Raw genomic sequence first — 25,397 nt, 5'->3', positions numbered from 1 at the left:
TTCAAAAGTGTTTGTTCTTAATTTTAGCCGAAAGGTGGTCTTTAATCTATTTGCTTTCTTTATTGTTTTCAAAAAAAAACTTTTGGCTTTTAGCTTTTCAATTTTCAGTTTCAATTATCTTCGCAAAAAAATATAGTTATGAGTTTACTTTGGGTTATCCTTGGTTTTATTTTATTGGTTGTTGGTGGCGAATTTTTGGTTCGTGCATCTGTAGCATTATCTTTTAAGTTTAATATCTCCAAAATGGTAATTGGAATGACGGTGGTTTCTTTTGCAACATCGGCACCAGAGTTACTCGTAAGTTTACAAGCCGCTTTGTCTGGGTCGCCAGCCATTGCTATAACTAATGTTGTGGGATCTAATATTGCCAATATTGGTTTGGTATTAGGTATCACGGCTATGGTAAGCGTTATTGCTGTAGATAAATCATTTTATAAAGTTAATTGGCCTGTGATGATGGTGTTTTCTATAGCACTGTATTATTTTCTGAAAAACGATAGCGTATTGTCGGCAATAGAAGGAGGTATTCTGTTTGCAGGACTTATCGTGTTTTTAATATATTTAATAAGAAGCGCCAAAAAAGATACGGCTTCAGATGAGGTTGATGATACTTTGGCTACTGTTTCTAATTTTAAAATAGGGTTGTGGCTGTTAATTGGAGCAGCATCACTTTACTTTGGTAGTGAATGGTTAGTAGAAGGCGCTAAGGCTATAGCTGTTTCTATAGGGGTTTCCGAGGCTGTAATAGGTGTATCGCTTATTGCAATTGGTACAAGTGTACCAGAATTAGCAGCATCGGTTATTGCTGCAGCAAAACAAGAAAAAGCTATTTCTTTAGGGAATTTAATTGGATCTAATATTTTTAATATTGCATCGGTTTTAGGTTTAACGGCTATGATAAAACCAATTCCGGTAACAGAACCTTCTATATTAAGTACAGATATTTTCTGGATGCTTGGTTTTTCGGCTATTTTAATTCCGTTAATATTTTTACCAACACGTTTACAAATTAGCAGATTAAAAGGCTTTGCTTTAGTTGTTGGTTATGGTGTTTTTATGTTTTTAGTATTTACAGGGAAATAGATTTTTTGTAATATGATTAAAATAGAACAAGCAACAGTTAAAGACGCTCGATTAATTGCTAAAGTTGGACGTCAAGCCTTTTTAGAATCTCACGGACATAGTGCTTCGGAAGATGATATTAAAAAATTTGTTGATAAAACCTATCAAGAACAAGCTATAGCTGAAGAGTTTAAAAACGAAAACGTTCAATATTATATTATTTCTTTTGAAGGTGAAATTGCTGGCTTTTCAAAAATAGAGATTAATGCAATGAGCCCTTGGGTTAATGAACCTGCTGTTACTAAACTTGATCGACTTTATTTATTGGAGGCCTTTCATGGTAAAAAACTGGGAGTAGAACTCTTTAATTTTATCATTGAAACATCTAAGCAGTATAATCAAAAAGGAATTTGGTTGGCTGTTTGGGTCGAAAATTTGAAAGCGATAAAATTCTACACAAAAAATGAGTTTAAAATTGTTGGCGATTACGATTTTAAACTTTCCGATATGCGATCAAATCCTAATCATATTATGTTCAAGGCTTATTAGTTTTTTCTTTATTTCGAATGTTTAAGCGGTAAATCATCCCGAAAAACCTGAGGTTTTCTGCTTTTTAGACATCTATAATAGTTAGATTTGCAACTTCAAAATCGATACATGGTACATTCTTTAGAAGCATTAAAATCTGGACAATTAATTGGTTCGAAAATACTAAAGCTAGCTTGTGGTTTAGAGACGTTTCCGGAAGAAATTATATCACTTTCCGAAACTTTAGAGGTTTTAGATTTATCGGATAATAAATTGACTTCTTTACCCGAAAGTATTGCTCAGCTTAAGCATTTAAGAATTATATTTTTTGCAAGAAATAACTTTACGGAATTTCCAAGCATACTTGCAAAATGCCCTAATTTGAATATGATTGGTTTTAAATCGAATCAAATTAAAACAGTGCCAGAGCAAGCATTTCCGCCACTATTAAATTGGTTGATTTTAACCGATAATAAAATTGAAAAACTTCCGAAGAGTATTGGAGATTGTATGTTGCTTCAAAAATGCGCTTTAGCAGGAAATTTAATTGAAGAATTACCTATTGAAATGAAAGCTTGTGTGAATCTTGAACTCATTCGGTTTTCGGCTAATAAATTAAAATCGATTCCAGATTGGTTTTTTGAGTTGCCGAAATTAAGTTGGGTAGCTTTTGGAGGTAATCCTGCTGCTGATAAAATAGAATTACAGCCCGATTTTGAAGCTTTTGATTGGAACGATTTTTCTGTTAAAGAATTATTAGGAGAAGGCGCTTCTGGATTTATTTCAAAAGCCTTTTGGAAATCGAAGAATAAAGATATTGCTGTTAAAGTATTTAAAGGTGATGTTACTAGCGACGGTTTACCAGATGATGAAATGGCTATTTCTATTGCAGCTGGTGCTCATGAGAATTTAATTCCTGTTTTAGGAAAAATTAAAAACCATCCGGACGATAAAATAGGTTTAATAATGACGTTGATTTCTCCAGATTACGTCAATTTAGGAAATCCGCCAAGTTTACAAACCTGCACACGCGATGTATTTGATGAAACCTCTGTTTTTAATGCACAGGAGTTATTAAAAATTGCAAAAAGTATAGCTTCAGTTTGCGAGCAGTTACATAAAAAAGGTATTAACCATGGTGATTTGTATGCTCATAATATATTAGTGAATGCATCGGCAGATTGTCTTCTAGGCGATTTTGGCGCAGCTTCTTTTTACGATGTTAATTCTGAGCTTGCTTATGCTATTGAGCGTGTAGAAGTGCGTGCTTATGCTTGTTTAGTAGAAGATGTGTTAGATCTTGTTCGTGAAAATGACATGAATAATGAACTTCTCGAAAAATGGCAAAGATTAATCGCTGATTGTACAAGTAGCGATGTTAGATTGCGTCCAGGCTTTTCAGATATTTTAGAGGTTCTGGATGAGTTTTGATAAGGTTTTTAACGTGTAAATGTTGTTTTATTTCGTGACAAATTTTTTATAGAAGCGTTATTGTACAGCTTTAAAATTTCCAAAAATCAAAGAGGTTAGTAGTAACCCTAATCCTACTCCCGTAAAAGAACCTTTCGCAAAATCTGATAATTCAATAAATTGAGAAAATATTTGAGAAATCGCAATTACAAACATTCCAATGGATAGGAGAATTAGTGTTTGTTTTTTCGTTATTTTTTTCATTTTATTTTAGCTTTTATAGTTAGTATTAACTTTATAATATTTGTTACATATTTTAAGGTTAATTTCTTAATTAAAACGAAGATTAACTCCAATTTGTCCTGGTGCAAAAGATAAATACCAATTTACCTTTTTATTGTTGTTATTGTATTTTTGATCGTATCTAGAGTCTAAATATTTATCGATAGACTCTACAATTAAAATACTCATTACAGTGCCTAGTGCAACATCGGAAAACCAATGTTTACTTATCACTATTCTTGTAAATCCAGGAATCATACCTACAGTATATATTCCAGCTTTTACCCAAGGACTCTTAAATTGTTTGGCAATGGCGTAAGCATTTGCAAAGGATAAGACCGTATGGCCTGAGAAAAAAGAATCGTAATTATTAACCTTTTCTAAAGGAAAGGCATTAAAACTATTTGCTGATTCTCCAGTTAATGGTCTCGCTCTTCCTAGAACTCGCACAGTTACTTGCTGTAAAAATCCGCCTGTAATTGTGGAAGCTAGCATTAAAACACCTGTTCTTCTAATTTTTTCATTTTTTATAAATAGCCCTGTAAAATAGACAGCACCGCTAAGGCTATAGTTTCCTTCAGGCTTAGCTGTTTTTCCGCCAAAATGTAGTACGTTATTAGGAATAGCACTTCGGAAACCATCAGACCAATGGTCTATTTCATCATCTGCAAGCGTCAATAGAGCTGTTCCTGCAGCTATTCCTGCAAAGTCTATCCATTGTTTGCCTTTCCATTTTGTTGGCCTACTAAAAGCATAACCAACACCTTTTCCAACACTACCCATATCGTATTTAAAGGTTTGCCAGATGGTTTGCTCTCCAGATGATTCCGGTGTGGTTTGTCCGTTCATGAAGTTGGAACAGAATAATAAAAAGATAATAAGTACTTTATTCATACAATTAATGGTGTTGGTAGGTAATTGAAATTATCTACCTGAAATGGGCGTGCAAATATATATTAATATCTTATTTATGACTAATATATGTGTCTGTATTAATGATTTCATGACATATATAGAGATATAGTCTGTTTAAATTGTTGTTTTATTATGAGCAAATAGTGTATTAAAGTGAGTATAGATAATAAATTATGGAGAAGAGTAAGGAAGCAAGAGTAGGTCGGTTTTCTCAATAAGATAAAACCTTGGTGGGAATTTGCGTTAGGGATTGATGCGGCATCCTTTTTTGTGCGAGCGTTGCGGTTCGGTTGTAAATCGCACCTAAATTTGTGTTAGGCAAAAAAAGAAAAATTCAAATGTATACAAATGGAAGAAGCTATATCGATACTAATAGAATTGTTTTTTTCTAGATGATGGCAACACAAGTGGAGTAGCTAATACTACCTATAACGACATAGAATGTATTAAAAACTTTGCTTCGCTTGATTATATCCTTAAATATGCAGGATTAACTTTAGGAGTGCGTGATTTTTAACAAGATTTAATAGGGGTAACCCAAATCTTGTTAAAAACATGTTTACCATAACTTATAGTTTGGATGCGGGTATAGAAATTTATAGCATTATGGGTGAATTATTAACTAAAATAAAGTTAGAAAATAACGAGTAACAGATAGATATTAGAAACTTTTTGAGTGGTATTTATTTTGCTGGAATAAGCAATAACCGTTTTTTTAACAACTAAGAAGATAATAAAAATTTAAGTACAATGCTTTTCCATTTATATATAGTTTTAGATTAATTTATTTTTTTTATCATGTTGATTGTTAGTGATTTAAGTGGTATTTTTTTTGTTTGTTTTAAATGTTTAATGCCTCTCTAAAAAAAATAAATATTACTCGAAATCTGTTTTTGCTCGTCTCAAACCCTTGTTTTTATTGGTTTTGGGTTATAATGTTGATTGTTTGAATCATAAGTCAGATACTCTTATTATGTTAATATTTAATATTGTTAACTACTAAATAAGACTAAAATAATTGGTCTTCTTAAAATGGAGAAAATTTAATTATTTATTAAACTAATTTATTATGAAAAAAACTACACAATTACCAATGTTATTGATAGCATTGTTTTTTATGAATGCAGGTTTAAATGCACAATCGGGAGATTATGAGTATTTATTCAACACTGATGGGGATGCTGAAGGGTTTGTGGGATTTAATAATGCTAACCCTTTGGAAGTTTCTGGAGGAGTTATGACTTATACTTATGAGGATGCTACAGATGGTTTTCAAATGGAGATGCCAACCCCAACGACTTATCTAGATAAGAATAACTATCCCTATATGGCTATAAAATTATCGCATACTCCAGCTTCAAGGGTATTAATGTATCTCAAGACAGCGGGTACCGGTGCATGGTATAAAAATAAAATTGCATATGGTGAAGCAGATACTGATTTAAACAATGATCACATTTTTTTCTTTGATATATCCGGTGATAACTTTACCACTTCTGCTTTAAATGATGGTGCTATAGAGCGTATCATATTAGCCTTAGATAATACAGGTGATCTCACAGATCCTATAAGAACTACAGTAGATGTTGAATGGATTAAAACATTTGTATCAATTCAAGCAATTAAAAATTATGTTGAGCCACTTAGTAATAGAGATGTTGCAAATAGATCATTAACAAAAATTATATCAGGAGAAAATAAAATAGACATTGTAAAGTGCGAGTTAAATGCAAAAGTGCAAATATTCGATCTTTTAGGAAAACAATTACATAGCTCTGTAGCGCAATTTAGTAATGTGTCAATTCCTTTCTATAATCAAGGCGTTTACATCGTTAAGATTACTGGTGAAGCATCAGTATTTGCTAAAAAGATTTTATTAAAATAATATAAGGTGATAAATGTGCACTTAATTATTAGGAGTATTAGATGATAAAACAAGAGATTGTAACTTGGGTATTGGCTATCAAGTTTGTTTCTAGTGTTTTATGTGGGCTTATGGCTAAACTTGGAGTTTTAGGGATTTGCTTTTTCTTATAAAGAAATTGGCAGAGAAGATTTTCTTAAAACCTCAATAATATCGCTGATAAATTTCAGAGCGTTTACCGGAATACGAGATTTACTTTAGCCCACCAAACGAGGTAAAAGATACTACTGAAACAGTTATAACAGATTGTTAGAATTAGCAACTTCTATAGTATGGAAAAATAAAAGAAAGATATGCGGCAAGAATAACGATATGCATTTTTTTTTTGATACTTATTTAAGCAAAGACACGAACGAAGTACTGTTATTAAATTCTACGGGGGAATAACCACAAAAAATATAAAATAGAAGAATCAATTAGTTATGCTGATTTTATTGAGGCTAAAGGCGTAGATCCCTTACTGTAATTTACTCGTGTTTTAGATAATTATATTTCTTGTTATAGGAGCAAAAAATATAACATCCATAAGACAACATTTTAAATATCAGTTTATTCACTGATGTTAATTTAAATCCTAATTTATTTCAAAATTTAAACTATCTAAAATAAAAAACTATGAAAAAAAACAAATTTATTGCTTTACTAGGTGGTGTTTTTCTAATATTAATCGCCATTGTAGGATGTAATGACGAGTTAGATAATACCACCTATTTTACATCTGATAAGATGAATATAGTGCAGACATTAGAGTCCAATCCAGAGACTTTTTCGTCCTATGTAGAAATTCTCAAAAAAACAGAATTTTATAATTCTTTAAGTTCTTATGGTAATTATACTTGTTTTGTTCCAACCAATGCGGCTGTTGAAACTTATTTGATGGAAAAATTTAATGTGAAATCTCTAAGTGAACTAAATAGTACTGAAGATATAGCCTTTTTAAAAATATTAGTGAAATTCCACACCATACCAACAACTAGGAGGTCTAGTAGTTTTGAAGAAGGAAGGATCTTAGATACAACTTATACAGGCGATTTTCTTACTACATCCTTTTTAAATGGAGGCGGTATAGCTAATGTCGAAATTAATAGAACAGCAGGTCTAGGGGAATTTGATATAGATGCTGTTAATGGTGTTATTCATAGCATAAAGAGTGTATTAGATCCTTATGTAGATCCAATACCTGTAGTTATGGAAAAGGCAGGTAAACATTCCATTTTTGTAGAGGCCTTAAAGAAAACAGGTTATAATGAAATGTTTTTGCCTTTTTTTAATGAGTTTGGTTCAAAAAACAATTTTACCATTTTAGCAGAATCAGATGCCGTTTATGCTCAAGAAGGGATTAATTCCTTTCAAGATTTGGTAAACCGAATTTCTCCAAACGATAGCGATTTTACAAATACGAATAATGAATTAAATAGATTTATAGCCTATCACGCTACATTTAACTTTATGTATTCTAGAAACTTTCCAGATGATGCTTTTGTAAGCACTGTACTATCACGAAATACTTGGAAATCGTTTAAAACAGATAAAGAACTTAAAATAAACGAAACAGAAACAGGAATAAACGATACTTGGACTTCATTAATTATGGATGAAAGTAACTTTCCTGCTAAAAATGGTGTTTATCATACCGTAAATAAAATGCTTACTATATTTAACCCAAAACCAAAATATATAATCTTTGATCCAATTGTAAATTCACCAGAATATCAATCAGGATTGGTACAAAGTGGTAAGTATTATCCAAGCACGGCTTACACGGGAATAAGATGGTACCCTGAAGCTAATTTAAGGTTTTTACGAAGTTCTAACAACCCTTCATATAATTGGGTAACGTTTAGTATGTCAAAACGACAATGGGCTGAGTTTGATACTCCGGTATTGCCGAGAGGTAAATATGAAGTAACGGTATGTGGTAACGGAGGTAATAAAGCTAGAGGGCTTTATCAAACGTATTGGGATGGCGTTCCTTTAGGCTCGGCTTGGGATCCGAGAAACAAAACGACGGATGTTGGGTTTCCAGATGAAGCAGCCATGGAAGCAAACGGATGGAGACCTGGTTTGAAAGAACTAGTAGATAAAAATGGTAATTCTGCATTTAATAGTACAAGTTTTGGTCGATATGTTATAACCAAAGAATTGCTTTGCTCTGAAACAAAAAGTCATACTATAAGATTTGAGTCAATTGAAAGTGGAGCAATTGGTTTAGATTATATTGAATTTATACCTATTGAATAATTTTTAATTAATAGCGCGTTAGAAAGGAAGTTGTTTTTTCCTTAAAAAAAAATCACTTTCAAAAAATAAAATAAACAGGAATTTTTTAAGTAAAGCCATGAACCAAATTAAATTAACATTACTGCTTTTAACTATGGTACTTTTTGCTTCAAGTTGTAAAAGGGAGCAAAAAAAAAATAAAGAGAATAAGTTTGATATTAAAACCTATTTGGATGCGGGAAATGTTAATGAAGTAGGTCCTACTAACGAACAACTAGATCTGTTACGAGCTGTTGTTCCTCAACAGCAATATCAGTTGTCTCCTTTTATAGGTGATCGAGATTATTGGGAAAGTATCGCTGCTACTGAGTCTGGAAAATCATATGTTGAAGATGCGTTTTTGGATCTTAAAATTCAGCCTGAAGTTCCTATTACAGATGCTATTTATCGTTTGGCCAATAAGCAAGGGAATCGTGAAATTTATAAACCTCGGTATTATAGAACCATGACCCGTTTGGAGCATTTTATGCTTGCCGAATGTATAGAAAATCAAGGTCGGTTTTTACCGCAAATTGAAGTCTACTTAAAAGCTATTCTAGATATGAAATCTTGGTTACACCCCAATCACGATAACGAATCTAACGATGTGTTGGAGGGTAAAAGTATAGCCATTGATTTAGGTTCACGTCGATTTGGTTCAGATTTAGCTTTAGCAGAAGTACTTTTGCAGGATAAACTTTCAGCAGAAATTAGACAGAAAATTAAAACCACTCTGCAAAAGAGAATAATTAATGCTTATATACAGTCAACTAGTGGAGAGATAAAAACACATCTAAATTGGTATAGAGGAACAAGTAATTGGAATTCAGTTTGTACAAGTGGAGCTGTTTTTGTGTCCATTAGTATATCTCAAAATTATAATGAACGACTTAAAGCTATAGGTACAGCCATTAATAGTATGAAAAATTATCTTAGTGGATTTGGAGATGATGGTTATTGTTCTGAAGGAGCTGGTTACTGGGGATACGGATTTGGTCATTATTTGTATCTGGCAGAAATAATTTATGATTTTACAAATGGAGTTATCAATTTGTTTGAGTTCGATAATCCAAAAAAATTAATGAACGTTGCAAACTTTCCTTACAGGTATCAAATCGCTGAAGGTGTTTTTTCACCATTTGCTGATGGTGTTACTAAAATTTCTTATGATGGTGGTTTTGCAAAAAGAATGGTTGCTAGAAAATACGGTGCAGGATTTCCTCTTGTTAATAAAAATCTAAAAACATCAGATACTTATCCAGCATTTTATCAACTTATTGAGTGGGGATATATGAATGCAGAAATGGATGGAAGTGAAAGCGTTCAAGTTGAAAATAAACTTCCTAATCATACTTATTTTGACCAGTTTGGAATGATTTTATCTCGTGGTACTCAAGAAGTACCTTTGTCTATTGCTATTAAGGCAGGACACAATAGCGAAAACCATAACCATATGGATGTTGGTACTTATACTATTGTATTAGGTAAAGATATGATGACAGGTGATATTGGTGCTCCATCTTATACCGCTGGAGCGTTTTCAGATACTAACCCTGCCCGTAGTTCTTGGGGACATCCTGTTCCTAGAATAAATAATATGTTACAGTCCAAAGGGCGTAAGTTTGAGGGTAAAATAACTGCTACAGAATTTACAGAAAGTTATGATAAGGTAGTAATGGATCTAAAGGCAGCTTATGAAATATCTAGTTTGAACCATTTGGTGAGAACCATGGAAAACGATAAATCAGGAAAAGGAGTTATTAGTATAACCGATGAGTTTTTACTTTCAGAACCAGGAAATTTTGGAGTAGCAATCATGACCTTATCAGATTATGAAATTGTAGACACGAATACCGTTATTATAAAAAAGGGAAATCATAGGTTGAAGGTAGAAATTTTTAGCGGAGACGGAACTTTAAAGATCATTGATGAGCGTGTTCCAGTTGAACGTTTAAGAGAAGGAGGACCCGCATACCGAATAGGTGTAGATTTTATCCATCCAATCACTGAAGGTTCCCTAACTGTAAAGTTTACGCCAGTTTTGTAATAGAATATTTTACATAAAGAGATTGTTAGTTGAAAACAAAATGCGGTATTTTTTTAAAAACATATTTTGATCTTGATAAGGTGAAATTGCGTAAAACAAAGCATTAATTTAATGGCATCTCCGGCGTTTTCTCTGGGTAGAATTGAGCTTGCTTTTAATTATTTCAATTTAATTATTATTTCTTCTATAGATAAATTAGGGTTTGTCAATGAGTTGATTAGATAGCATGTTTACACTGTGAATGAGTTGGTAGATTAAAAAACACACACAGGATTTTAAGTAAATCCTGAGTTCAATACCTCGGCGGGAGTTTGCGTTAGGGATTGATGCGGCATCCTTTTTTGTGCGAGCGTTATTGTTGTAGGTAGTACCGACGTTTTGTGTTAGCCTCTAAGCTGTAAGTAGTTTGAAACCGTTGTGGCACAAATAAAGATATAGTGGAAAGCCTGACCCTGTGGGTAACGCCCGAAAACTAAATATTTTGTAAAATAAAAGCGCTAACAAATAAATGTTAGCGCTTATATTATGAACAAAATGTTATGCTATGTGAATTATACTTTTGCAGATTTAACTGTTTTCACAATTCTTGCTGCAATTTTGTATGGATCAGCGTTTGAAGCAGGACGTCTGTCTTCTAACCAGCCTTTCCAACCTTTTTCTACTGCGATTAAAGGAATACGGATTGACGCACCTCTATCTGAAATTCCCCAAGAGAAATCTGTAATAGCTGCAGTTTCGTGTAAACCTGTTAAACGTTGGTCGTTAAACTCACCGTAAACAGCAATGTGTTCTTTTACTACTGGGCGGAAAGCCTCGCAAATTGCTGCGTAAACTTCTTTGTCTCCACATGTTCTTAAAACATTGTTTGAGAAGTTTGCGTGCATACCAGAACCATTCCAATCCATATCTTTACCTAATGGTTTTGGGTGGTACTCGATGTAGTAACCATATTTTTCTGTTAAACGATCTAATAAATATCTTGAAATCCAAAGTTCGTCACCAGCTAATTTAGCGCCTTTTGCGAATAATTGGTACTCCCATTGTCCTGAAGCAACCTCTTGGTTAATACCTTCGAAGTTTAAACCTGCTGCGATACATAAATCTGCATGCTCTTCAACGAAATCTCTACCGTGTGTGTTTTTACCACCAACAGAGCAGTAATACATACCTTGTGGAGCAGGATAACCACCTACAGGGAAACCTAAAGGTAATTGTGTTTTATTATCCATAATGAAATACTCTTGCTCGAAACCGAACCAGAAATCATTATCATCATCATCAATAGTAGCTCTACCATTAGATACGTGTGGCGTTCCATCAGCATTCATAACTTCAGTCATAACTAAATAACCGTTGATACGATCTGGATCTGGGTAGATTGCAACAGGAACTAATAAACAGTCTGACGATCCGCCTTCTGCTTGTCTAGTAGACGATCCATCAAAAGACCAATTTCCTATTTCTTCTAATGTACCTTTGAAGTCTTCATGCTCTTCAACTTTAGTTTTACTTCTTAAGTTTTGAGTAGGGTGGTAACCATCTAACCAAAGGTATTCTAATTTAATTTTTGCCATAATGAATATTTTATAATTGAAATATTGATAATAATATCACAAATATATATTTTTAAGTTTTTACTACGAATTTATTAGGGGTGTTTTAACAAAGAGGTGACTTGTTTTTATTTATACCCTACTTTTTTGAGGATTATTTTAAAAAAAGTTGATTATTTATTGAAAATACTGAAAAAGTGTTAATAATATATTTGTGGATTTTACGGAATTCTTGATTTTGGTGCCTATTTTTGCCCGAAAGTTTAATACTGATGTTTAGAATTAAATTTTTTATGAGTTATATTGAAGAATTATTAGAAAATATAAAACTGCTTTAGAAAATGTCTACACTTAGATTTCATGCTGTAAAAGAATCGTTGGCCTATAAACCTGTGCATATTGAGGAAAAGGAAAGACGATCGGATTTATTTGGTAAAAACGTGTTTAACGAAAACACCATGCGCCAATATTTAACCAAAGATGCTTTTAATGGCGTTATGAATGCTATAAGTCATGGTAAAAAAATAGACAGGAGTATTGCCGACCAAGTATCGTCTTCTATGAAAGATTGGGCTTTATCTAAAGGAGTTACACATTACACGCATTGGTTTCAGCCTTTAACAGGAGCGACTGCCGAAAAACACGATGCTTTTTTTGAAACTATTGGTGGTGGTATGGCTATTGAAAAATTTGGTGGGGACCAATTGGTACAGCAAGAACCAGATGCTTCTAGTTTCCCGAATGGAGGCATTAGAAACACTTTTGAAGCTCGTGGTTATACAGCTTGGGATCCTACATCGCCAGCTTTTATTTACCAAACTACACTTTGTATACCAACTATTTTTGTGGCTTATACAGGTGAAGCGTTAGATTTTAAAACACCTCTTTTACGCGCACTAAATGCAGTAGATACTGCGGCTACGGCTGTATGTCGCTATTTTGATAAAAATGTAAAAAAAGTAACCAGTTCTCTCGGTTGGGAACAGGAGTATTTTTTAATAGATAAGATGTTGGCTGCTAGTCGTCCAGATATTACACTTACTGGGCGTACTATGCTTGGGCATTCGGCTGCAAAAGGGCAACAGTTAGACGACCACTATTTTGGATCGATACCTAACAGAGCCTTAAATTTTATGCGCGAACTAGAAACGGAGTGTATGCTTTTGGGAATTCCTGTGAAAACAAGGCATAACGAAGTAGCTCCCAATCAATTTGAATTAGCTCCTATTTATGAAGAAGCGAATTTAGCAGTAGATCACAATTCACTTTTAATGGATTTAATGGGGCGTGTAGCGTCTCGACATAATTTTAAAGTGCTCTTTCACGAAAAACCATTTGCGGGAATGAATGGTTCTGGAAAGCATAATAACTGGTCACTTTCTACAGATACTGGAGTAAATTTATTGGGGCCAGGAAAAACACCAATGAGTAATTTACAGTTTCTTACCTTTTTTATAAATACTATTAAAGCGGTTTATAAACATGAAGCACTTTTGCGTGCCTCTGTGGCGTCGGCAAGTAATGACCATCGTTTGGGAGCTAGTGAGGCGCCACCAGCTATTATGTCGGTGTTTATTGGCGAGCAACTTACTAAGGTTTTAGATGAGCTTGAGGGGGTTACAAAAGGAAAATTATCGCCGCAAGAAAAAACAGAACTTAAGCTTAATGTTATAGGTAAAATTCCTGATGTTTTACTTGATAATACGGATAGAAACAGAACATCGTCTTTTGCTTTTACAGGAAATAAATTTGAGTTTAGAGCTGTGGGGTCTACTGCAAACTGTGGTAACCCAATGACGGTTTTAAATACTATTGTAGCAAAACAATTAAAAGATTTTAAAATTGAAGTTGATGCTTTAATCAATAAAAAAGATTTAAAAAAGGACGAAGCCGTTTTTAATGTTTTACGAGAATATATAAAGGATACTAAAGCAATTTTATTTGAAGGGAATGGATATGGTAAACCTTGGGAAATAGAAGCGAAAAAACGTGGGTTGAGCCACAACAAGACCACTCCGGAAGCGTTAACTGCTAAAATATCTCAACAAACTATCGATTTGTTTGAAGAAATGAATGTTATGAGTAAGGTAGAAACCCAAGCGCGTTACGAAATTGAGATGGAAGCTTACAGCAAGCACATACAAATAGAAGGTCGCGTTTTGGGCGATATTGCTCGAAACCATATTGTGCCAACAGCAATTAAATATCAAAATATTTTAATTAGAAATGTTCGCGGATTAAAAGAGATTTTTGAAGAGAAATATCACGATGTTTCTAAAGAACAAGTGCTTTTAATTGAAGAAATTTCGAATCATATAGAAGGTATTAATTCAAATGTCACCAAAATGGTGGATCAACGTCGAAAAGCAAATGCTATTGAAGATATTGAAAAACGAGCTTTAGCTTATGCGAAAAAAGTAAAACCGCTGTTTGATGATATTAGGTATCACTGTGATAAATTAGAAATGTTGGTTGATGATGAAATTTGGCCATTAACGAAATATCGCGAATTATTATTTACACGATAATTAGAATACAATTGTTTTTTTAGTTGAAAAGAGATAAATGGAAGGCTTAAAACTTTTCTTTTATTTAGTTTTTACTAAAAAAGAATAGAGAATTGAAAATAATAAAGGGTTTAACCCATTAAATATTAAAACTTCTAAAATCCTGCTTTAAAAAAGTGGGGTTTTTTCATTCAAAAAAGTAAATTTGCAACACAATAGAATATTATGAGTCAAGAAGTTTCAAAACGATACGCACAACGAGGAGTTTCAGCATCAAAAGAAGATGTTCACAACGCTATTAAAAATATAGACAAAGGTTTGTTTCCGCAGGCCTTCTGTAAAATAGTTCCTGATTATTTAACTAATGATGAAGATTATTGCTTAGTGATGCATGCAGATGGCGCAGGTACAAAATCGTCGTTAGCTTATATGTATTGGAAAGAAACCGGAGATGTTTCCGTTTGGAAAGGTATTGCTCAAGATGCGTTAATAATGAATATTGACGATTTATTGTGTATTGGTGCGACAGATAATATTATGCTATCGTCTACTATTGGTAGAAACAAAAGCTTAATTCCAGGTGAAGTGCTTTCGGCTATTATAAATGGTACCGAAGAACTTTTGGAAGATTTAAAATCTTTTGGAGTTACTATACATTCTACAGGTGGTGAAACTGCCGATGTTGGAGATTTAGTGAGAACCATAATTGTAGATTCTACCGTAACAGCACGTATGAAACGTAGTGATGTTATAGATAATGCCAACATAAAAGCTGGAGATGTAATTGTAGGTTTAGAAAGTTTTGGACAAGCCACTTACGAGAAAAGCTATAATGGCGGTATGGGAAGTAATGGTTTAACTTCTGCAAGACACGATGTGTTTAGTAAGTATTTAGCCGAAAAATATCCTGAAAGTTTTGATGCGGCAGTACCCGAAGATCTTGTGTATTCTGGTGGTGTAAAATTAACAGATGCTGTAGAGAATTCTCCAATAGATGCTGGTAAACTTGTATTATCACCAACAAGAACTTATGCTCCAATTATAAAGAAAATTTTATCAACGTTTAAAAGTGATAAAGTACATGGTATGGTACATTGTTCTGGTGGAGCACAAACTAAAATTCTTCATTTTGTAAATCAATTTCATATTGTAAAAGATAATTTATTCCCAATTCCACCGCTTTTCAAATTGATACAAGAGCAATCTAAAACAGATTGGAAAGAAATGTACCAAGTATTTAACTGTGGTCATAGAATGGAATTGTACGTAACACCAGAAATAGCAGAAGATATTATTGCTATATCTAAATCGTTTAACGTCGATGCTAAAATTATTGGTAGAGTAGAGGCTTCTGAAACTAAAAAATTAACAATAAATAGTGAGTTTGGAGAGTTTGTATATTAATAACTAATATTTAATATTTTTTCCATGGAGTCGAAAAAAGTTATTTTCGGAGTTACAGCTTTGCTCGTTTTGGCAAATTTGCTAACCATAACTTTTTTTGATTTAGAAGGCATGCGAAACATAAGGTTTATTAGCAGTGCTTCCTTCCTTATTCTATTTGTTTTGTTGAAAGGTTATAAAAACATATTCCTATTGCTTGCGCTCATTAGTTTAGTTTTTGCCGATTTTTTTATACATTTCTTTGAAACCTTGTATTACGCCCGTTTAACTCTTGTTTTTAGAGGGCTTGCAGCTGTATGTGTTTGTCTAGATGTTTTGCCTAAAATAATTCGTTTAAAATATAATGTTTCTACTACTTTGGTGTTCTTTGTTGTAGGCTTATTGCATGTGTTTTTACTTTTTAAGTTATTAAACTTAACTCAAGTCACATCAAAAGATTCATCATTAACTGTGGTTGCGCTTTTTTATGGTGCACTTCAAATATTTTTAGCCATACTAGCATTTGCTTACAGTTATGGTTATTCAACTGTAAAAGCTAGGTATTACGTGGTTTTTGTATACGGCGTTGCCATTTCTAATGTTTTAACATCGACGGGATATTTTTTAGGTTTTGATTTTTTATTTTATGTTTCTAGACCGTTATATGTTTTAGGTTTAGGGGCTTTGCTCGTTTATAGCGTAGTCGAATTTAAAATTATTAAGCCACTTGAAATATAATTCTTAAATATTCGTTAAAATGGTACAATTATTGATGCTTTGTGTAATTTTAAAAAATACCCTAATATAATCATGAAAAATTCTTTCTTAATTATTGCCTGTCTCCTTTTTCAATGTATTCATGCTCAGCCCGATTCTTTATTCTTAAAGGTAGCTAAGCCAAAATATGATGGTCCGCAATGGCAGCAAAAAAATAAAGCAACTTTCGATTTAAGTGAAGTCGCTTTTGTTAATTGGAATTCAGGTGGTAGTAATTCAATCTCTGGTTTAGTAGGTTTTGAGACTAGTGCTAATTATAGCGATAAGTATTTTTCATGGAGAAACGATGCGCGTATGCGTTACGGTATAAATAAGCAACAATCTAGAGAGCTTAGAAAAACCGACGATTTAATCGAAATCAATTCTAGCATGGGATTTAAACCAGATTTAAAATCTAACTGGTTTTATTCAGCTCAATTAAATTTTAGAACACAGTTAACCAATGGATATAGTTACCCAAATACAGACAATCCTATATCTCGACTAATGGCGCCAGGTTATTTGTTTTTGGGTGGTGGTATGGAGTACGGTAAAAATATTGAGAAAATGTCATTTTATTTTTCACCACTTACCTTAAAAGCTACCTTTGTTTTAGATGAAGATTTAGCAAACGCAGGAGCTTTTGGTGTTACTCCGGCTGTTTACGATTCTGAAGGTTTATTAATTCGCGAAGGCGAACAAACCCGTAGAGAGGTTGGTGTTTTAATAACTAACAGTTACGAAATGGAGCTAGTCGAAAACATAACCGTTAAAAACCAATTGAGCATGTATTCTGATTATGTTAATAACTTTGGAAATGTAGACGTAGATTGGAGTGTAGATTTTGATTTTAAGGTTAATAGTTTTATTAGAGCAACTTTAGGCTCACATTTAAGGTATGATGATGATGTTAAAACATCTATTGAAACAGATGTTGAAGGTGAAACTGAAGAAGCTGGAGCAAAAGTGCAGTGGAAACAGTTTTTAGGTGTTGGTTTTGCTGTAGATTTTTAAATCGAGAACTCAGACCTTTTATTAGTAAGGTGTTTTAATTGATATTTTGTTTTTAATTTACTACAAAATAGCATGTTATTTTACGAAATTGATTTTTTAACTATTGAAAATAGAAATATTTGCATAAAATGAACTTTCAGGATTCTTAACTAGCAGGTTTTAAATGATATAGTTAAATTGCGTTAATTTTTACTGAAAAATTTACGACTATTGTTGTAAACAAAATGCCTCATAAATGTTAACGCTCAAGAATAAAATATATTTAATTACTTCTGTTCTTTTTATTTTATGTTGTTGTTGTCAATACTTTCACAAAGTAAGTGGTGTGTTTACAATTAACCTTTTAGCCGATATTATTTTCTTTAGTGTTTTTCTTAAATTTAAAAAAATAAAAGAGTGGACTATTCCTTTATTTTGGCTCTTTTTTACGTTATCGGCAACAGCTATATATTTAAATAATAATATCGCTTATGGCCCGATAACCACATCACTAAAGCTTATTGGTTATTTTATGCTACTGATTTACGTATATCCTAAGCAGAAAAAAGTAAAGAATAATAGCATGGATCTTTGTGTTTACTCACTCGTTTTTTTGATAAATGTATATGTGGTTTATAAAATAGTTGAATTGGTTGCAGATTTGGTTGAAGAACAATATATGACGGTCGTATTTTTTGTGTATGGCATCATTCTTATTTTGCTCAGCATAAGTTCATATAGATACCGATTGTTGCACGATTCGCGTTCTAGGTATTTCTTGTTTTTAATAGCCTTTTTAATAACAGCTGAAGTCTTCGGGATTGTTGGTTTCTTTTTAAATTATACCTTCATGTATTATCTAGAATATTTTTTCTTTCTATTTGGATTGAGTTTTGGAGTCATTGCTTTTATTGATGAAAACGTTAGTGATAGTGTACATAAATTAATAAAAACAGGCAGTATTTAGAGTTTTTTAAACGTAAGTAAATCAGACGTCTATTCGTGTGTTTTTAACGTATATCTTTTAGATGTTATCTTAAAAAGATATTTATCTGCTTACATATTTTGTATTTCTTATAATATTTTTAAATTACACGCTTAAATAGAAATCTCTTGGTTTACCGCTACGCAAAAATATATAGAGCATGTTAAGTCTCAAAAATAAGGTGTACTTAATAACCAGCATTTTTTTTGTGTTGACTTGTTTTGCCTTATTTCTTAGTTATAGCTTAAACGTTGTGTTGCTCACAGAACTAGTGCTTTTTGTATTTGTTTTGAAGTATAAAATTTATTCAGAATGGAGTATAATACTTTTTTGGTTGTGCTTTATTCTATCGGAAACTTTCCTTGTTTTTTCTGAAAACCCACTCAACACCATATGGCCAACCCTTTTTAAATTATTTGGTTATGTTATGCTTTGTCTCTGTGGTTTTTTCAAACAAAAAACATTGCGTATTAGTTATATTGAATATCTAATTTATGGATTGCTTATTTTTCTTAATACTTATGTAGTTCGAGCTGTTATCGCAATGATAGAACCTTTTATTATTTTAGAATATTTGGTTAATTTGTACTTTCTTTTAGGGTGTGCTCTAATTATAGTTGCGGCTTTTGCTATTCGGTATCGCTTAATAAAAGATTCGAGGTCCAAATATTTTGCTTTATTGGTTTTGTTTTTAACTTGTGCCGAAATAACAAGCGTTATTGCTCACTATCTTCAATTAATGGCTTTATGCTATTTGGAGTATTTTTTCTTTTTATTTGGTGTAAGTTTTTGTGTTTTATTCTCTGTTTTAGAAAATAAAAACGATAAAGCATTTAAATTAGTTAAGGTTAGAAGCGTTTAAGTACTTCAAATCCTCTAATTCTTTTATATTTTCAATGCGTCTTGAATTACCATTTTTTATAAAGTAAAGATTATCAGCAATATCAATAATCTCTTCATATAAATGATCGGTAATTATAATGGCTTTATGCTCTTTTTCAGCTGTAATCACATTTTTTATAATTTCAATATTCAAGGGAGATAGATGAGGAAAGGGTTCGTCTAATAAAACCAATTTAGTGTTGCTTTTTAAAACGATGTATGTTTCAATTAAGCGGCGTTCTCCTCCCGATAATTTTCCAATTTTAATTTTCTTATAATGTCCGAAAACTTCAAAATGATGTGTAAATGTCTTCCAAGAGATTTTTAAAAGTTTAAAAATAGTTTTTACTTTTAAATGGCTAGGAATAAAATGATGTTGAGGTAAATAGCCAACTAATTTTGTTTGGTAGAGTGGTTTTAAAATGGGCTTATTATCTACACGAATTAGTTTGTATTTAGGTTCTAAATTCCCAAATAGTATGTTTAATAAACACGTTTTTCCACAACCATTGCTTCCTAATAACCCTGTAATATTATTTGTTTCAGCTTTAAGGTAAATACCGTTTAAAATACGTTTTTCTTTAAAGGATAATTCAATGTTATCGATTTCAAAAATCATATAAATTCTTTCAAAATTAAAAGAAAAGGAAGACTTAAAATTAAATCCATAATAAATAGACAACCAAAGAGTTTTAAAGTGGAAAGACCCAAGTTTTTATAGAATATCAATTTGCGTTTTGCGTTGGTTTCATTCATTAAATACCACAAAAAAGCAATCAGAATCAATTTTATTATAAATATAGGAATTAAGCTATAACCCATGACGGCAAAAAGTATATTCCCGCCAAAAGACCATAACATATATGGTCGGTAAAATATAAATAAAGCAGATAATTGTTGCATAGTATGGCTTATAACGAAAAAAAATGCAAAATATTTTTAAAGTTACGTTAGTTCCGTGTCATGTAGTCATTGAAAATTCATAATTTATTGTATTTTTGATTTCCAATTAAATAAGGCAGATGTTAGAGAAGTTACAAATAGTAAAACAACGTTTTGATGAGGTTAGCGATTTAATTATCCAACCAGATATCATCACCGATCAAAAGCGTTACGTAGAGCTTAATAAAGAATACAAAGATTTGCGTCTCCTCATGGATAAACGTGAGGAATATATAGAGTTTACTAATAATTTAGCTGAAGCTGAAGAAATAATTGCAGACGGTAGTGATGCCGAAATGGTAGATATGGCCAAAATGCAATTGGAAGAAGCTAAAGTTGGTATTCCTAAGTTAGAAGAAGAAATAAAAGTACTTTTAATTCCTAAAGATCCTGAAGATTCTAAAAATGCTGTAGTAGAATTACGTGCTGGTACCGGTGGTGATGAAGCAAGTATTTTTGCAGGAGATTTATTTAGAATGTACAGCAAGTATTGCGAAAGTAGAGGTTGGCGTGTAGATACGGTAGATTTTAGTGAAGGTACAAATGGTGGTTTTAAAGAGATTCAATTCGAAGTTTCGGGTGAAGATGTTTATGGAACCTTAAAGTTTGAAGCTGGAGTTCATCGCGTACAACGTGTACCACAAACAGAAACTCAAGGTCGTGTGCATACCAGTGCAGCAACGGTTATGGTTTTTCCAGAAGCGGAAGAATTTGATGTAGAGATTAACCCTAAAGAAGTTCGAATCGATTTTTTCTGTTCATCTGGACCAGGTGGACAATCGGTAAATACAACCTATTCAGCGGTACGTTTAACTCACATACCAACGGGGTTAGTGGCGCAATGTCAAGATCAAAAATCGCAACATAAAAATAAAGAAAAAGCCTTTAAAGTATTACGTTCTCGTCTTTACGAAATGGAATTGGCTAAAAAGAACGAAGCCGATGCTGCTAAACGTGGTAGTATGGTGTCTTCGGGAGATCGATCTGCAAAAATTAGAACTTATAATTACTCGCAAGGTCGTGTAACCGATCATAGAATTGGTTTAACGCTTTACGATCTATCAAATATTGTAAACGGTGATATTCAAAAAATATTAGACGAATTAATGTTAGCTGAAAACACAGAGAAATTAAAAGCAAATACCGATATCATTTAGAATATGTACTGCTATGTTGGTGTTAAAACTAACATGTAATTTATAGTGCGTTAAGTTTAATATTAAATAGTAATTTCCTTTTAAGGAATATTAAGTAAGGATGACAACAAAGCAACTTATTGAACAAATTCAGAAGAAAAAATCTTTTTTATGTATAGGTTTAGATGTGGATTTAAATAAAATACCACAACACCTTTTAAAAGAGGAAGATCCTATTTTTGCTTTCAATAAAGCCATTATCGATGCAACACATCATTTATGCGTGGCTTATAAACCAAACACGGCTTTTTATGAAGCTTATGGTATTAAAGGTTGGAAATCTTTAGAGAAAACTATTAAATATTTAAACGAAAAACACCCTGAGATTTTCACGATTGCCGATGCAAAACGTGGTGATATTGGTAACACAAGTACTATGTATGCTAAAGCTTTTTTTGAAGATTTAGCATTCGATTCGGTAACTGTAGCACCATATATGGGAAAAGATTCTGTGGAGCCATTTTTAGCTTTTAAAGATAAACACACTATAATGTTGGCTTTAACTTCTAACGCTGGAGCTTTTGATTTTCAAACCAAAACGGTTGAAGGAAAAGAGCTTTATAAACAGGTTTTGGAAACGTCTAAAACATGGACAAACGCCGAGAATTTAATGTATGTTGTTGGTGCTACCAAAGCAGAATACTTTGCTGATATTAGAAAAATTATTCCAAATAGTTTTTTACTCGTTCCTGGTGTTGGCGCTCAAGGCGGAAACTTGCAAGACGTTTGTAAATATGGTATGACGGACAATGTTGGCTTATTAATTAATTCTTCGAGAGGTATTATTTATGCATCTCAAAACGAAGATTTTGCAGAAGCCGCTGCTAAAAGTGCAGAAATACTTCAGCAAGACATGAAAGCGATTTTAGAATAAAACGCATTTTATTATTTTATAAAAACAGCCATCTTTTATTTAAAAGGTGGCTGTTTTGTTTTTTAATAATTATTGAGTGTATTAATTGACTAGAAGCATTTTGAAATACATCTCATTACCCAGGGATAAGGATGTTATACACGGCCAATAACACTAAATGGGTTATAGTTTATATGGATGAAACCATAGTTTATACTATAAAATCCTGTAAATATTATTTTCGTTAAAAATTACAACTAAACCATAGCTAAAAGTAAAACGGATGAAAATTATATTAAATACTTTTATTTTAATTTGTATCGGAATTGGAACTTGTGTTGCTCAAAATAATAATAAAAACAAACTTTGGTACAACGCTCCAGCAGCAGATTGGAACGAAGCTTTACCTTTAGGGAATGGCCGATTGGGTGCTATGGTTTTTGGGAATCCGGTAAACGAAAATATTCAACTTAACGAAAACACACTTTGGGCTGGTGGTCCGCATAGAAATGATAATGCGGCAGCTAAAGCATCTTTATCTGAAGTAAGAACATTACTTTTTGATAAAAAATATACGGAAGCGCACCGTTTGGCTGATAAAGATTTTATTTCGAAAAAATCTCACGGTATGCCTTACGAAACCGTTGGTAATTTAAGATTGAATTTCGAAAATCATGATAATTTTTCTAATTACCACCGCGAGCTAGATATTGAAAACGCTGTCAATACAACCACTTATACTGTTGACGGTGTAAATTATAAACGTGAAATTTTTACATCGTTTACCGATCAGGTTATTGTGATAAAATTATCGGCTAGCGAAAACGGAAAAATTAGTTTTTCTGCGAGTATGGACCGGCCAGAATCTGCAATGGTTTCAATATCTACTGAGGATAACAATATCTTAAAAATGATAGGGCTTAGTAGCGACCGTATTAGCAAACATATAAAAGATGGAACACCAACAAAAGGACAAGTAGAATTTGAATCTCGTTTAAAGATTTTACAAGAAGGCGGGAAAACATCTGCGAAAGCTGAACAATTGGTAGTTTCTAGAGCGAACAGTGTAACGCTATTTATTTCAATAGCTACTAACTTTGTTAATTATCAAGATATAAGTGCAGATCCACATAAACGAGCTTCGGATTATATCGCTAAAGCGGAAAATAAAGCTTACCATCAATTATTAAAAGATCATACGGCTTTCTATCAGAAATATTTTAAAAGGGTAGAGCTAGATTTAGGTGTTACAGATTCAGTAAATAACACAACAGATGTTAGAATTAAAGAATTCAGTACAGGTAACGATCCTGCATTGGCAGCTTTGTATTTTCAATTTGGGCGCTATTTATTAATTTCTTCATCGCAACCAGGAGGGCAACCTGGAAATTTACAGGGCTTATGGTGTAATCAATTAACACCACCATGGAAAAGTGCTTACACGGTAAATATTAATACTCAAATGAATTATTGGCCGGCCGAGGTTACTAACTTACCCGAAATGCATGAGCCGCTTATTCAAATGGTTCGAGAACTTTCTGAAGCAGGTAAAGAAACCGCAGAAGTTATGTACGGTGCCGATGGTTGGGTAACCCACCACAACACCGATTTATGGCGCATTGCAGGGCCTGTAGATGGGGCAACTTGGGGTATGTGGCCAACTGGTGGTACGTGGTTAAGTCAGCATTTATGGGAGAAATTTATGTTTAATGGCGATTTGGAGTATTTACGTTCTGTATATCCTGCAATGAAAGGTGCTTCGGAGTTTTGCTTGAGTTTTTTAACAGAAGAGCCCGATAATGGATGGTTAATTATGTTACCAACTATTTCGCCAGAACACGGGCCAAAAGGACGTGATAAGGGTGTAAATATTGAAGCCGGTACCACAATGGATAACCAATTGGTGTACGATATTTTAACCAAAACTATTACTGCTGCAAAATTATTAGATGTCGATTCAAATTTAATTCCACAAATGGAGGCGGCACTTTCTAAATTACCACCAATGCAAGTTGGTAAATACAATCAGCTTCAAGAATGGATGGAAGATTTAGACGACCCAGAAGACAAACACCGCCATGTATCACATTTATACGGATTGTATCCTTCTAATCTAATTTCACCTTATAGAAATTCAGAGTTATTTGAAGGCGCTAAAAACACATTAATTCAAAGAGGTGATCCATCAACAGGATGGTCTATGAACTGGAAAATAAATTTATGGGCACGTTTGCTAGATGGCAATCATGCTTATAAACTTATGGGAGATCAAATAAAGTTAGTTGGCCGTCCAGATTCACCAAAAGGTGGCGGTACTTATGCCAACATGCTGGATGCACATCCACCGTTTCAAATTGACGGAAATTTTGGTTTTACTTCCGGTTTAACCGAAATGTTAGTACAAAGTCATGACGGCGCAATTCATTTAGTTCCTGCGCTGCCTGATGTTTGGAAAGATGGCAGTGTGCAAGGATTACGTGCAAGAGGTGGTTTTGAAATCACAAATTTAGAATGGGAAAATGGAGAAATTGTAAAAGCCGTTATCAAATCTAATTTAGGAGGAAACTTACGTGTTCGTTCATATAATGAACTTACTCTTGAAGGTGGAAAACTATTAAAAACAGCAACAGGTAGAAACTCAAATTCATTTTATAGTGTACCAGAAATTAAGGAACCATTAGTTTCTAAAGAAGCTAAATTAGAGGGAGTGACTTTGAAAAAATCGTACTTGTTTGATATAGAAACAAAAGTAGGTGAGGAAATTATTTTGGTTAGAAAATAAAATGTTTAGAATTAGGTATTAAAAAGAGGTGTTGATTGTATGAAAGCAGAAGTTATTGGTCGAATTAATAATCGAAACGAGCAATAAATCTTTATGTTTGAGTACCTGAGAATCATTTAAGATCTCTTCTAAATAAAT

Annotated in this window: 18 protein-coding genes; 14 read left to right on the top strand and 4 right to left on the bottom strand. The window is 32.9% G+C overall.

Going from position 1 to position 25,397, the window contains the following annotated elements; all coding sequences use genetic code 11:
• Positions 1–138 precede the first annotated feature (138 nt).
• The 3 genes from GQR98_RS00760 (at position 139) to GQR98_RS00750 (ending at position 3,021) form a co-directional block, all read left to right on the top strand.
• On the top strand, positions 139–1,083 hold the full coding sequence (locus GQR98_RS00760) for a calcium/sodium antiporter (protein ID WP_159017827.1): 945 nt from the start codon (positions 139–141) through the stop codon (positions 1,081–1,083).
• A 12-nt stretch (positions 1,084–1,095) separates the two neighbouring features.
• The gene (locus GQR98_RS00755; protein ID WP_159017826.1) at positions 1,096–1,611 is read left to right on the top strand and encodes a GNAT family N-acetyltransferase; all 516 of its coding nucleotides are present in this window, start codon (positions 1,096–1,098) and stop codon (positions 1,609–1,611) included.
• Between the two features lie 108 nt (positions 1,612–1,719).
• Positions 1,720–3,021, top strand: coding sequence for a leucine-rich repeat-containing protein kinase family protein (locus tag GQR98_RS00750; RefSeq protein ID WP_159017825.1), 1,302 nt, complete (start codon positions 1,720–1,722; stop codon positions 3,019–3,021).
• Between the two features lie 57 nt (positions 3,022–3,078).
• Here the strand turns inward: GQR98_RS00750 and GQR98_RS00745 are convergent, their stop codons facing one another.
• Entirely contained in the window at positions 3,079–3,264 is a 186-nt protein-coding gene (locus GQR98_RS00745; protein ID WP_159017824.1) for a hypothetical protein, read from the bottom strand.
• 66 nt (positions 3,265–3,330) lie between these two features.
• Complete coding sequence (locus tag GQR98_RS00740) at positions 3,331–4,176, bottom strand: phosphatase PAP2 family protein (RefSeq protein WP_159017823.1); 846 nt, start codon at positions 4,174–4,176, stop codon at positions 3,331–3,333.
• Between the two features lie 1,090 nt (positions 4,177–5,266).
• On the opposite strand from GQR98_RS00740, the gene GQR98_RS00735 reads away from it, so the two are divergent.
• The 3 genes from GQR98_RS00735 (at position 5,267) to GQR98_RS00725 (ending at position 10,427) form a co-directional block, all read left to right on the top strand.
• Positions 5,267–6,082, top strand: coding sequence for a T9SS type A sorting domain-containing protein (locus tag GQR98_RS00735; protein WP_159017822.1), 816 nt, complete (start codon positions 5,267–5,269; stop codon positions 6,080–6,082).
• Positions 6,083–6,736: 654 nt separating this feature from the next.
• Entirely contained in the window at positions 6,737–8,362 is a 1,626-nt protein-coding gene (locus tag GQR98_RS00730; RefSeq protein ID WP_159017821.1) for a fasciclin domain-containing protein, read from the top strand.
• 97 nt (positions 8,363–8,459) lie between these two features.
• A complete protein-coding gene (locus tag GQR98_RS00725; protein WP_199270251.1) occupies positions 8,460–10,427 on the top strand; it encodes a hypothetical protein in 1,968 nt (655 codons plus the stop codon).
• Between the two features lie 551 nt (positions 10,428–10,978).
• On the opposite strand, the gene GQR98_RS00720 is transcribed toward GQR98_RS00725, so the two are convergent.
• A complete protein-coding gene (locus GQR98_RS00720; protein ID WP_042497348.1) occupies positions 10,979–12,001 on the bottom strand; it encodes a glutamine synthetase beta-grasp domain-containing protein in 1,023 nt (340 codons plus the stop codon).
• A 320-nt stretch (positions 12,002–12,321) separates the two neighbouring features.
• Between GQR98_RS00720 and GQR98_RS00715 the strand changes: the two genes are divergently transcribed.
• The 5 genes from GQR98_RS00715 to GQR98_RS00695 all read left to right on the top strand — a co-directional run bounded on the left by GQR98_RS00715 (position 12,322) and on the right by GQR98_RS00695 (position 18,586).
• The gene (locus GQR98_RS00715) at positions 12,322–14,508 is read left to right on the top strand and encodes a glutamine synthetase III (protein ID WP_159017819.1); all 2,187 of its coding nucleotides are present in this window, start codon (positions 12,322–12,324) and stop codon (positions 14,506–14,508) included.
• A gap of 204 nt (positions 14,509–14,712) precedes the next feature.
• A complete protein-coding gene (locus GQR98_RS00710) occupies positions 14,713–15,891 on the top strand; it encodes an AIR synthase related protein (protein ID WP_159017818.1) in 1,179 nt (392 codons plus the stop codon).
• Positions 15,892–15,915: 24 nt separating this feature from the next.
• Positions 15,916–16,608, top strand: coding sequence for a hypothetical protein (locus GQR98_RS00705; RefSeq protein WP_159017817.1), 693 nt, complete (start codon positions 15,916–15,918; stop codon positions 16,606–16,608).
• 72 nt (positions 16,609–16,680) lie between these two features.
• The gene (locus GQR98_RS00700; protein WP_159017816.1) at positions 16,681–17,640 is read left to right on the top strand and encodes a DUF3078 domain-containing protein; all 960 of its coding nucleotides are present in this window, start codon (positions 16,681–16,683) and stop codon (positions 17,638–17,640) included.
• 325 nt (positions 17,641–17,965) lie between these two features.
• Positions 17,966–18,586 (top strand): hypothetical protein, encoded by a 621-nt coding sequence (locus GQR98_RS00695; RefSeq protein WP_159017815.1) that lies wholly within the window; start codon positions 17,966–17,968, stop codon positions 18,584–18,586.
• Between the two features lie 856 nt (positions 18,587–19,442).
• On the opposite strand, the gene GQR98_RS00690 is transcribed toward GQR98_RS00695, so the two are convergent.
• Positions 19,443–20,105 carry an ATP-binding cassette domain-containing protein gene (locus GQR98_RS00690; RefSeq protein WP_159017814.1) on the bottom strand — a complete coding sequence of 221 codons (663 nt, stop codon included), beginning with the start codon at positions 20,103–20,105 and terminating at the stop codon, positions 19,443–19,445.
• Between the two features lie 403 nt (positions 20,106–20,508).
• Between GQR98_RS00690 and prfA the strand changes: the two genes are divergently transcribed.
• From prfA to GQR98_RS00675, 3 genes are all read left to right on the top strand, one after another.
• The gene (gene prfA, locus GQR98_RS00685) at positions 20,509–21,585 is read left to right on the top strand and encodes a peptide chain release factor 1 (protein ID WP_159017813.1); all 1,077 of its coding nucleotides are present in this window, start codon (positions 20,509–20,511) and stop codon (positions 21,583–21,585) included.
• Between the two features lie 100 nt (positions 21,586–21,685).
• On the top strand, positions 21,686–22,498 hold the full coding sequence (pyrF, locus tag GQR98_RS00680) for an orotidine-5'-phosphate decarboxylase (RefSeq protein ID WP_159017812.1): 813 nt from the start codon (positions 21,686–21,688) through the stop codon (positions 22,496–22,498).
• A gap of 262 nt (positions 22,499–22,760) precedes the next feature.
• Positions 22,761–25,259: a glycosyl hydrolase family 95 catalytic domain-containing protein gene (locus GQR98_RS00675; protein WP_159017811.1), complete on the top strand. Its 2,499-nt coding sequence runs from the start codon at positions 22,761–22,763 to the stop codon at positions 25,257–25,259.
• The last annotated feature ends 138 nt before the right edge of the window (positions 25,260–25,397 follow it).

The organism is Algibacter sp. L3A6 (assembly GCF_009796825.1).
GTDB lineage: Bacteria > Bacteroidota > Bacteroidia > Flavobacteriales > Flavobacteriaceae > Algibacter.
The sequence above is the reverse complement of the archived record's forward strand: the minus strand, read 5'-3'. Positions and strand labels throughout refer to the sequence as shown.